This is a genomic window from Thermodesulfobacteriota bacterium (assembly GCA_040755095.1).
Classification (GTDB): Bacteria; Desulfobacterota; Desulfobulbia; order Desulfobulbales; family JBFMBH01; genus JBFMBH01.
This window is the reverse complement of record JBFMBH010000027.1, coordinates 26,781-37,266: the sequence shown is the minus strand read 5'-3', so window position 1 is coordinate 37,266 and position 10,486 is coordinate 26,781. Positions and strand designations below refer to the sequence as shown.

Here is a 10,486-nt window from a genome sequence, read left to right as displayed (position 1 = left end):
GACACCGACCGCATGCTCCCAGGGTTCCGGGCCCTTGTGACCCAACCAACCCTACCCGAACAACTCCTCCAAGCGGTCAAACGACAGACATCCTTGGCCAAACCCAACTGAATATTGTGACCATAGGGTGTGACGATCAGCTCACCGCTGATGATCTCGCCGGTCGCGTTCTCCAAAATGGCGTACAGGTCGTCGTAAGAAGCGGTCCGCCGCGCCGTCTCGGGCATAGTCTCCTACCTCCCGGGTCAGGCCGTGGGGACAGCTGGAGGAAGTGGATCGCCACCGTTCCGGCCCTACAAGTCCTCAGGTCGAAGACCTGTGTGCCTGCCGATACGCGCCAGCATGCGCGGGCCAAGCTCCTCGCCGTCGTGGAAGGCGAAGACGACGTCTGACCAGCCAGCTCGCATCAGAGTCCGATGCGAGCCACTGTGGCGCTTGATCTGCCAACCAAGGCGCAGAAGCGCTGTGAGGACACGCTTCGCCTTGGCTGAAGGCCAGGGGTTCACGCCGCAGCTGGAACCGAAATGCTGATCGCCGACGGGCGGACCTCACCGTACTCGATCCGCTCTGCCAGTACCCGAAGCGCCAACACTTCGGCCTTGGCCATGGCCTCCGTAGGCGAAGCGCCGTAGGCCAACACACCTGGAAGCTGCGCCACTTCGGCCAGCCAGCGCCCATCCTCTTCACGCTCGCATTCGAGGGTCAATTCCATGTCCTCGTGGCCTCCCCTGCACCTCTATCGCCTGGCCGCCAACCGGCTCTGCTCGGCCTGGATAGACAACGGCACAAAGCTCCCGCATATTCCCTCCAACAGCGGATGTACACCGGTTTGATAGGCTTTCTGGCTGGGCCGGAACGGTTCGGCCCGATTTGGTGATGAACATACAATGACTTCCCCATCATGCCGGCAACTGACGCCGTGACGGTCGGTGAGCGCCTGAAGGTCCTCGAGGCGCCAGTCGGTGGGATTGGCGCGCATTCGCTCGAAGAGCTACTCGTGCCTCGACATGGCTCGATGATACTCAATAGAGTACCAAGCAGCAAGAACCTGCCACGCATCGTGAACATCCGTGGCGCCCAACCGCGGTCGTGGCCGTCGCCCGTCTGCGCCCGGTGGGTACCTCACCCGACCCGTGGCGGCTGCCGTCCCTCTGTGGCGAGGCGGCCGCATCCTACCGCCCCTGCTCGGCCTGGGCTACCGCCCCGCTCAGATCAAGCTGGTAGGTGACCACGGCGCTCTCCCCCTCGGCCAGCGACTCCAGGAGGCCGCCGCCCAGGATCAGGCCCACCACCAGAAGAGCGGGCTCGCCTTCCTTGCCGGCCCTGAGCTGGTAGTCCACCACCTCGCCGTCGATCTTGCGGGTGTGCCACAGCTCGGCCAGGGCCAGGCCATTCCAGGAGAGGGCGTAGATCTCGCCGGAAGGATAGCTTTTGTAGTTTTCGAAGATCTGACTGGCGGAGCCGGGATTGCGGTTGACGATGACATCCGGTTGGCGGTCGTTGTTGACATCCGCCACCAGCAACCGGGAGGGCAGGTAGATGCGGTCGGGCGGCAGGGCGTCCTCCCGGAGGGATCGATCCAGGGGCTTGCCGCCGGCGATGAAACGGGTGGTGCCGCCGAAGTGCTCGTCGCTGGCCCACAGGGCCTTGCCATCAGCCCGCCAGACCCGGAGACGGTTGCTCCTGTCCACCGCCACAACCTCGGAAGAGCCGTCGCCATCCAGGTCGGCCATGACGAAATCGAACACGTTGACCGAGTCCGGCACCGACAGCCGGCCGGCCTCCTGGACGTTGCCGCCGGAGATCGTCAGCCGGAAGAGGCCCGGCACCATGGCCTGGCGGCTGCCGCCGGCGGTGCTGTCGGCGGCGCCGACGCCGGCCCGTTGTCCCACCAGGGTCCGGCCCTCGCCAGGCAGATCCACCGCCCGGATGTACCAGGGAATGTCCTGGAACAGGTAGCCGAAATCCTGGCCTCGCCACTGGACCGCCCAGGAGTGGGGCTCTTCGGGATCGGCGGCAGAGACGTAGATCTCGGCCCGGCCGTCCCGGTCCAGGTCAGCCAGGCTCACCCCGTGCAAAGGGAAGCTGGTCTGGCCCGGCACCCGCCAGAAGAGCTTGAGGCGGCGGCCGCCCTCGTGGCGGTAGACGAGGAGCTCGGAGCGGCTCACACAAACGATCTCCAGGGCGCCATCGCCGTCCACATCGCCGGCATCCATGGCGGCCAGCTCGAAGTCCAGGGTCTGGCTCTTCACGAACTCCGCCGTGCCGGCAATGCCCGTGGGGCGGATGAAGACCGAGCCACCCGTGCCCATGGACTGGCGGTACATGCGGTCAGGGTGCATGGTCATGGTGGGGCCGCTGGTGGTGGTCGCGGTGGCCGGCACTGCCGGAGCCGCCGGACGCTGGCGGCCGAAGAGCCGCTCGCCGATGTCCCAGGCCAGGCCGTCCACAGCAGCGATCACCTCCGAGTCCCGGGGGGCGGTGGCGAAGAAGCGCTCCACAGGCTTGTCTGCGGCCGCGGGGTAGACCCGGGCATCGACGCTCACCCCGCCGCCCAGGGCGGTGAGGCTGCCTGCGGCCACGTAATCGGCCCCCAGGCTGGCTGCCAGATCACGGAAGTCGCCATCGCTGGCCGGCTGCGGCCGGCCGGCCATGGCGGCCTCCACCCGGGCTCGCTCCACCAGCCGGACGCCATCGCCTGCCGCCAGGCGGCTGGCCAGCATGTCCCGCACCCCGTCCCGCAGGTAGCCCAGCTCCGCCGGCGCGTTCATTGCAAAGGGCAGAATCGCCACCCGGGCTGCCGGTGGCCCGCCCCCGTCTGCCGCCTGGGTGATACCAGCCTGCAAGACCAGGAAAAACGCCAGCAAGATCGTTGTCATCGGTTTAGCCATGATTGCACTCTTCCTCGATCACGTCCGTTGAGTCATGCCCCGTGCCTCAAGCCTCGGACTGCTCCAACAGCTTCCGAATCTCCGAACGGACACCAGGCAGACGTTCTCGGACCGTCTTCCAGACCAGATGATGGTCCACCCCGAAGTAGAAATGGATAAGCTTGTCCCGCATCCCTGCCATTTCCTTCCAAGGAATGCTTGTCTCCCCACGTACAGCCTCCGGGATATGCTTGGCGGCCTCACCGATGATCTCCAGCTTTCTGATCACGGCACTGACCGTCTTGTCATCAGCGGCAAAGGACTCAACGTCCATCCCAAGCACGAAGGCCTCGATGCTGTCCAGGGCGGCCAGGATATCCCGAAGGTAAAGGGCATGATCTCTCAAACAGCGACGACCTCTTGCAGGACTGACTCTTGCAGCTCCGGCCGCAAGGACCGTCTGGTGACCACATCCACCTTGCACTGGAGCTCTTCTTCCAAACGCAGGGTCAATCCCATGAGGTCCAGAAGATCCGCGTCATCGTCCAGGATCACCAGGAGGTCGACGTCACTCGCTTCTCTTTGCTCGCCGCGCACCCAGGAGCCGAACAGACCGATCTCTTTCACCTTGAAGGTGGCCATGAGGCCAGGCTTCAACACCCGCAGTCTGTCCAGCAGCTCCCTGGCATTGACCATGCTGGTCCTCGTCGCGTCCCAGACCGGCCCCCGGTAAGCCTACCGCCGCCGACTGGCTCTCTCATCAGGTGGGTCAATGTATCGCAGGCGATATAGGGCGGCAAGTGGTTTCCCGGTGACCAAAGCCTCCCGGTCCCGGTTGCGCCGGCCTTCGAGCCGGGTTTATATTCCTCGTCCATGAGGACTACCCTCTTCCTTGTGCGCCACGGCGTCACCGCGGCCAACCAGGAGGACCGGTTCGCCGGCCGTTCCGGCGAGCCGTTGCACCCGGACGGCATCCGGCAGATGCGCAGCCTGGGCGATCGCCTGCAGGGCTTGGGCCTGGCGGCCATCCACTCCGGGCCGCTACCCCGCACCCGGGAGTCGGCCACCATCCTGGGCCAGGCCCTCGGCCTGCCCGTCCACACCGAGGCCGGCTTCAACGAGATGGCCATCCCCCACTGGGATAGCCTGGCCAAAGACGAGATTCGGCGCCGATTCGGCGACCAGTATCCGGTCTGGAAGGCGACCCCCCACCGGTTTCAGGCCCCGGGCTGCGAAACTCTGGCCGCGGTCCAGGCCCGGGCGGTACAGGCAGCCGAGGCCCTGGCGGACCGCTACCCCGGCCAGGCAGCGCTGGTGGTCAGCCACCTCATCGTCCTGCGCTGCCTGATCCTCCACTACCAGGGCCTGCCTCTGGACGACTTCCGAGCCATTCGCTGCGACAACAGTGCTGTCTGGGTGGTGCAAGGGCTCGGCACCCGGGAGCCGACCTGTTTCCCTCTGGCCGGGCCGAAGTCCGCCGCCCCGGCGGTCGCGGATCTGGCGGGACCTGCATCCGCTGCCGGCATGCCGCCACCCTGAAGGGTTCTTGGTCCGGTAGGCGCGCCCGCAAGCAACAACCACCCCAACTGACAAGGAGAATCCGACCATGAACCACCTGAAGACCGCCCTGCTCATGGCCGCCCTCACCGCCCTGTTCCTGATCGTCGGCCGGATGATCGGCGGTCAGGGTGGCATGACCTTTGCCCTCGTCATGGCCCTGGTGCTCAACTTCGGCTCCTACTGGTTCAGCGACCGGCTGGCCCTGGCCATGTCCGGCGCCCGGCCCCTGGATCCCACCTCGGCCCCGCGCTTGACTGCTGCTGTGGACCGCCTGTGCCGCCGGGCCGGCCTGCCCCGGCCCCGGCTCTATCTCATCCCTGGCCAGACCCCCAACGCCTTTGCCACCGGCCGCAACCCGGAGCATGCGGCGGTGGCCGTCACCCAGGGCCTGCTGGAGCTGCTCTCCGACCAGGAGCTGGAGGGGGTGCTGGCCCATGAGCTCGCCCACGTCAAGAACCGGGACATCCTCCTCAGCTCCATCGCCGCGGTCATGGCCGGTGCCATCGGCTATCTGGCCTCCATGGCCCAATGGGCGCTCATCTTCGGCGGCGGCCGCTCCAGCGACGACGAGGAAGGGGGCGCCGGCGGCCTTGGTCTCCTGGTGGCGATGATCGTGGCACCACTCGCCGCCACCATCATCCAGCTGACCATCTCCCGGAGCCGGGAGTACGCCGCCGACCGCACCGGCGCCGAGATCGCCGGCTCGCCGGAAGGCCTGGCCTCGGCCCTCGGCCGACTCGAGCAATGGAACCGGCGCCTGCCCATGGCAATACAGCCCGCCCAGGCCCAGATGTTCATCGTCAACCCCTTGAAGGCCGACGCCTTGATGCGCCTGTTCTCCACCCACCCGCCGATCCAGGACCGGATACGGAGGTTGTTGGGCTAGCCTCACTCCCGCCCCATGTCCCGATGCCCGACCCGGGCCGGCTCGCCGGCGGCGGCGAGCCGGCAGGCCAGGGCCTCGGCCACGGCCACGGACCGGTGCTTGCCGCCGGTGCAGCCTATGGCCACGGTCAGGTAGGCCTTGCCCTCCCGGCGATAGAGCGGCAGAAGGAAGAGCAGCAGATCGACCAGGTGATGGAGAAAGCGGTCCGCCTCGTCATGATCGAGGACGTAGGCCGCCACTTCCGGATCTTGTCCGGTGCGGGGCCGAAGGAGAGGCACAAAATGCGGGTTGGGCAGGAAGCGGACATCGAGCACCAGGTCGGCGTCCGGGGGCAGTCCGTGCTTGAAGCCGAAGGACAGGAGGCTGACCCGCAGGGCCTCACCCGGGGAGCGACCGGCGTAGAGCCGGAAGATCGCTTCCCGCAGCTGATGGACGTTTTGGCGGGAGGTGTCGAGGATCCGGGTGGCCTCGGCCCGCAGTCCGGCAAACCGGGCTCGCTCCCGGGCGATGGCCTCCGGCACTCCGCCTTCCTCGGCGGCCAGCGGGTGGCGGCGGCGGGTTTGACTGAAGCGTAAGACCAGGACCTCGTCCGTGGCCTCCAGAAACAGGATCTCCAGCCGGTGCCGCCCCTGGGCCACGGCGGCGAATACCGCCTTGTATTCGCCCAGGAAGACCCGCTCCCGGGCGTCCATCACCAGAGCCACCCGCCGGAAGGGCGGCTGGGCGGCAGCCATCACCGCCAGGAAGTCCGGCAGGAGCACCAGGGGCAGGTTGTCGACGCAGTAGTAGCCGCAGTCCTCGAAGGCCTTGAGGGCGGTGCTCTTGCCCGACCCGGACAGGCCGGTGATGATGACCGCCTGCAGCTGGTCAGCCGGCGGGGGCAGGGGAGCGGGGGCAGGCACGCTCATGGTGCCGGGCGGCCAGCCTCGGCCTCGGTGAAAACGGCCAGGACCTCTTCCGCGGTCTTGGCCCGCATGAGGCGGGTGCGAATGGCTGCCTGGCGGAGGAAACGGGTGACCGACCCCAGAACCCTCAGGTACGGTTCCGCCGATTCCTGGGGAGCCAGCAACAGGAGGAAGAAGTGCACCGGCTGGCCGTCCTGGGCTTGGAACGGCACCCCGGTCTGGGAACGACCGAAAATGGCCAGGAGCTGTCCCAGGCCTTTGAGCTTGCCGTGGGGGATGGCGATGCCGCTGCCGATGCCGGTGGTCCCCAGCTGCTCCCGCTCCTCCAGGACCTGCAGGATCTCGGCGGCCGTCCGGCCCGCCAGCTGGCCGGCGGCCACCGCGGCCAGCTCGGCCAGCACCGCCTCCTTGGTCTGCCCCTGGAGGGCGAGCACGATCCGGCCTTCCGCAAGCAGCCCTGACAAAGGCATCCCCGCCCCCCTTCCCTGGCCAGTCGAACCCCGGCCGCTCCGGTCTACTCGGTGGCCAACAGGCCCAGGTTGCCGCCCTTGAGGCGATAGAGCACGCTCACCGTGCCCGTCTCGGCACTGGTGAAGACCAGGAACTCGTCCGCGGAGATCCGCATCTGGGCCACCGCCTCCTCGAGGTCCATGGGCTTGGCCAGAAGCAGCTCCGTCTTCACGATCCGCAGACCGCTCTCGGGCGTCTCGTCGGCGCCATCGGCGGAGAACACCTCCATGAGCACCTTCTGGGCCCGGACTGCGGCGCCGTTCTTCTTCTTGCGCCGCTCCTGCTGCCGCCGGATCTGCTCCTGGACGTTGTCCAGCAAGAGATCGATGGCGGCATACATGTCATCCTTCTCTTCTACGGCCTTGATCTTCACCCCCTGGGCCGCGATCACCGCTTCCGCCCGCTGCCGGAACTTCTCGGCGGACAGCACCAACGAGACCTCGATGGGCTCGTCCAGACAGCGCTTCAGCTTCTGCAGCCGGTTCTCGGCATAGGCGCGCACGGCATCACTGGATTCCAGACGACGGAAGGTGACGGCGATCTGCATGGGCACGACCTCCTGTCTCACGGGTGTTGGGCGGCGGCGATATCGGCGGGCCTTGTGACGAAGGGGCTTGCCGAGCTGCGCGGTGCGGTCGCTACGATGGCCGCTTGCGCAGGTGACTCGGCAGAATGCCCAGCTGCTCCCGGTACTTGGCCACGGTGCGCCGGGCGATCTCCACACCCTCCTTGTGGAGGATCTTGGCAATGGCGCTGTCCGACAAGGGTGCGCTTTCGGTGGCGATGATCTGCCGCACCCGCTCCCGGACGCTCTCCGCCGCCAGGGCCTCACCGCCGTCCCGCCGCTGGATGGCGGTATTGAAGAAGTACTTGAGCTCGAAGATGCCCTGCGGGGTGTGCACATACTTGTTGGTGGTGACCCGGCTGACCGTGGACTCGTGCATGCCGATATCCTCGGCCACGTCCCGGAGGATCAGCGGCCGCAGGTAGGCCACCCCCCAGTCGAAAAAATCCCGCTGGAACTTGATGATGCTCTCCACCACCCGGTAGATGGTCCGCTGCCGCTGCTGGATGCTGCGGATCAGCCAGACCGCCGCCTTGACCTTGTCCTGGATGTAGGTGCGGGCGGTGGGGGAGGCCTCCTGGCGGTTGCGCAGCACATCCTTGTACAGGGAGCTGACCCGCAGCCGAGGCAGGCCATCGTCATTGAGGAGAATGACAAACTCGTCCCCGACCTTGTAGACGTAAACATCGGGGATGATGTACTGGGAATGCTCATCGGAGTATACCCGGCCGGGGTGGGGATCGAGGCCGGTGATCACCCGTACCGCCTGGATGACATCATCCTCGGTGGCTCCGGTGGCCTTGGCGATCTGGGCATAGCGCTTCGTTTCCAGGAGCTGCAAGAAGTCGCGGACGATGGTCGCGGCAAGGGAGCTGCCAGCCCCCAGGTGCTCCAGCTGCAGGAGCAGGCACTCCTGCACGTCCCGCGCCCCAATACCCGGGGGATCCATCTCCTGCACCCGCCGGATCAGCCGCTCGGCCATGGCGGAGGAACAGCCGGTGGCGCGCACAATCTCCTCCGGGGTCACCTCCAGGAAGCCATCCCGGTTGAGGTTGCCAATGACGAAGGTGCCCACCTCCACCTCCTCCTCATCCAGATCGGACAGGCACAATTGCCAGCGCAGATGGGACTGAAGGTCGGGCTTCTGGGCGAGAACGTCCAGGCGGGACAGGGTGGGACGATCCTCGTAGGCCGAGGACAGGCTGCTCCCGGAATCAGGCCCCTCGGACCAGTCGAGGGGCAGGCCGGCCATCGGGTCCTCGAAGGCCGGGGCCGCCGGGTCGGGACTGTACTCGTTGGCGTAGTCGTTCCAGTCGATGGCGGCCAGGGACTCCGGCCGCTCGAACGACAGCTCCGGGGTGACCTCAGCCAGGACGGCTGCCGGCTCTCCCTCTTCGGGGGGCGTACTCTGGGAGGCCTCGGCCTCCCCCTCCGGCTCGGCGGTGCCTTCTTCCAGAAGGGGGTTTTGCTCCAGCTCCTGCTGGATCATCTCCACCAGCTCCAGCCGGTTGAGCTGCAGAAGCTTGATGGCCTGCTGGAGCTGGGGGGTCATCACCAGCTGCTGGGCCAGTTTGAGCTGCTGCCTCAGTTCCAGGGCCATGGTCGAGATCCAGATCGCAAGAGACGGCTAGAGGCGAAAGCCTTCGCCCAGGTAGTGCTGCCGGGCGATGTCACTGGCCACAATGGCCGCGGGATCGCCGGCGGTCAGGATGTGGCCCTCGCTGATGATGTAAGCATGATCACAGATGGACAAGGTCTCCCGGACATTGTGGTCCGAGATGAGGACCCCCAAGCCCCGCTCCTTGAGACCGCGGATAATCCCCTGCAGGTCAGCCACCGACAGGGGATCGATACCGGCAAAGGGCTCGTCCAGCAGCACGAAACGGGGGCCAATGGCCAGGGCGCGCATGATCTCCACCCGCCGCCGCTCGCCGCCGGACAGGGTGTCCGCCCGGTGATCTGCCAAATGGCCCATACGCAGGTCATCGAGCAGGGCCTCGATCCGGCTACGGATCTCGGCCCGGGGCAGCCCCAGGGGCTCCAGGACCAGCCGGAGGTTCTCGACCACCGACAGGCGCCGGAAGACGGAAGGCTCCTGCGCCAGATAGCTGACGCCCAGCCGCGCCCGGTCATGGATCGGCAGCCACGTGATCTCGACGCCATCCAGGAGGACCTGTCCGGCGTCCGGCCGCACGAAGCCGGAAACCATATAAAAGGTTGTGGTCTTGCCGGCACCGTTGGGGCCAAGAAGCCCTACCACCGTGGCCGCGGCCACGTCCAGATCGACCCCGTGCACCACCGGCCGGGCACCGTAGTGCTTGACCAGGGCCCGGGCCGAAAGCTCAGCCATGGCCGCCCATCTCCGGAGGGGGCCCGGCCTCTGGCCCGGAAACCGGGCGACGCCAGGGGCTCATGGCCGGGCCTCGTCCGCCGGCCGCTCGGGATAAATGAGGGCCTTCACCCGGCCGCTGCCGCCCTTTTCCACCACACTCCGGCCCTCGTCCAGGTAGAGGACGATGCGCTCGCCGCTGACGCTGTTGTCCGCCTGCCAGACCTGGGCGGCGCCGGTCAGGATCACCTGCCGGCTGGCCGCCACGTATTCCAGATTGTCGCCCGTGGCCACCCAGTTCTTCCGGGTGATCCGAACCCCGCCCTCGGCGCGGATCCGGTCGATATCACCGGCCCCCGGCCCGAGGCCGCTATCCGGGGCGCTCTGGGCAGCTGGCCGGCGCCGGACATAGGTAACCGTCATCCGCTCGGCGCGGATGACCATGTCCCCCTGGGTAGCCTCCACATGACCCAAAAAATGGAGCACTTCCTCCTTGGCATCCGATTCCAGGCGATCCGCCTCGATGTGGATGGGGGCAGCCGCCGCCGGAGCCGACTGGGCAGCAGCCCCCCCCGGGCGCAGAGCGATCCCCACAGCCAGGAGCACCAACCACGGCCATGCCGGACACGGCAGCCGCCAGGCGCCCAGGCCCCACCAGACCGGCAGCAGGAGGCTCTTCCCGAGAATGGCACCGCAGGAGAACGAGCAAGGGACAAACGAGGGCACCGGGAGCGGCAGTCGATGTTGCCCACGGCACCCTGCCAGTCCCGATTGCGGATGGACCTGCTGCAGCTCGATGATACGCACCCCTTCCGGCATGCACACCGCCGGCAGTCCGCCGCCGGCCATCGCCCGCGGCCT

Annotated in this window: 14 protein-coding genes; 2 read left to right on the top strand and 12 right to left on the bottom strand. The window is 67.2% G+C overall.

Going from position 1 to position 10,486, the window contains the following annotated elements:
• The 6 genes from AB1634_06405 to AB1634_06380 all read right to left on the bottom strand — a co-directional run.
• The coding region (locus tag AB1634_06405) for a hypothetical protein (protein MEW6219154.1) at positions 1-227 on the bottom strand (227 nt) is incomplete at its 3' end.
• A gap of 66 nt (positions 228-293) precedes the next feature.
• Complete coding sequence (locus tag AB1634_06400) at positions 294-506, bottom strand: type II toxin-antitoxin system HicA family toxin (protein ID MEW6219153.1); 213 nt, start codon at positions 504-506, stop codon at positions 294-296.
• Complete coding sequence (locus AB1634_06395) at positions 503-712, bottom strand: type II toxin-antitoxin system HicB family antitoxin (protein ID MEW6219152.1); 210 nt, start codon at positions 710-712, stop codon at positions 503-505. Before AB1634_06395 ends, AB1634_06400 begins: the two co-directional genes overlap by 4 nt.
• A gap of 460 nt (positions 713-1,172) precedes the next feature.
• Positions 1,173-2,879 (bottom strand): FG-GAP-like repeat-containing protein, encoded by a 1,707-nt coding sequence (locus tag AB1634_06390; GenBank protein ID MEW6219151.1) that lies wholly within the window; start codon positions 2,877-2,879, stop codon positions 1,173-1,175.
• A 58-nt stretch (positions 2,880-2,937) separates the two neighbouring features.
• Positions 2,938-3,354, bottom strand: a complete 417-nt coding sequence (locus tag AB1634_06385; GenBank protein ID MEW6219150.1) for a DUF86 domain-containing protein — start codon at positions 3,352-3,354, stop codon at positions 2,938-2,940.
• Positions 3,273-3,566 (bottom strand): nucleotidyltransferase domain-containing protein, encoded by a 294-nt coding sequence (locus AB1634_06380; protein MEW6219149.1) that lies wholly within the window; start codon positions 3,564-3,566, stop codon positions 3,273-3,275. Before AB1634_06380 ends, AB1634_06385 begins: the two co-directional genes overlap by 82 nt.
• A 177-nt stretch (positions 3,567-3,743) precedes the next feature.
• Here AB1634_06380 and AB1634_06375 point away from each other — a divergent pair, with 177 nt between their 5' ends.
• Positions 3,744-4,409 (top strand): histidine phosphatase family protein, encoded by a 666-nt coding sequence (locus AB1634_06375; GenBank protein MEW6219148.1) that lies wholly within the window; start codon positions 3,744-3,746, stop codon positions 4,407-4,409.
• A gap of 67 nt (positions 4,410-4,476) precedes the next feature.
• Positions 4,477-5,316 carry a zinc metalloprotease HtpX gene (locus AB1634_06370; GenBank protein MEW6219147.1) on the top strand — a complete coding sequence of 280 codons (840 nt, stop codon included), beginning with the start codon at positions 4,477-4,479 and terminating at the stop codon, positions 5,314-5,316.
• 2 nt (positions 5,317-5,318) lie between these two features.
• Here the strand turns inward: AB1634_06370 and rapZ are convergent, their stop codons facing one another.
• The 6 genes from rapZ to lptA all read right to left on the bottom strand — a co-directional run bounded on the left by rapZ (position 5,319) and on the right by lptA (position 10,231).
• Positions 5,319-6,224: an RNase adapter RapZ gene (gene rapZ, locus AB1634_06365; protein ID MEW6219146.1), complete on the bottom strand. Its 906-nt coding sequence runs from the start codon at positions 6,222-6,224 to the stop codon at positions 5,319-5,321.
• Complete coding sequence (locus tag AB1634_06360; GenBank protein ID MEW6219145.1) at positions 6,221-6,691, bottom strand: PTS sugar transporter subunit IIA; 471 nt, start codon at positions 6,689-6,691, stop codon at positions 6,221-6,223. Before AB1634_06360 ends, rapZ begins: the two co-directional genes overlap by 4 nt.
• A 44-nt stretch (positions 6,692-6,735) precedes the next feature.
• Positions 6,736-7,278: a ribosome-associated translation inhibitor RaiA gene (gene raiA, locus AB1634_06355; GenBank protein ID MEW6219144.1), complete on the bottom strand. Its 543-nt coding sequence runs from the start codon at positions 7,276-7,278 to the stop codon at positions 6,736-6,738.
• 91 nt (positions 7,279-7,369) lie between these two features.
• Entirely contained in the window at positions 7,370-8,896 is a 1,527-nt protein-coding gene (rpoN, locus tag AB1634_06350) for an RNA polymerase factor sigma-54 (protein ID MEW6219143.1), read from the bottom strand.
• A 27-nt stretch (positions 8,897-8,923) separates the two neighbouring features.
• Entirely contained in the window at positions 8,924-9,646 is a 723-nt protein-coding gene (gene lptB / locus AB1634_06345; GenBank protein MEW6219142.1) for an LPS export ABC transporter ATP-binding protein, read from the bottom strand.
• Between the two features lie 60 nt (positions 9,647-9,706).
• Positions 9,707-10,231 carry a lipopolysaccharide transport periplasmic protein LptA gene (gene lptA, locus AB1634_06340; protein ID MEW6219141.1) on the bottom strand — a complete coding sequence of 175 codons (525 nt, stop codon included), beginning with the start codon at positions 10,229-10,231 and terminating at the stop codon, positions 9,707-9,709.
• Between the last annotated feature and the right edge of the window lie 255 nt (positions 10,232-10,486).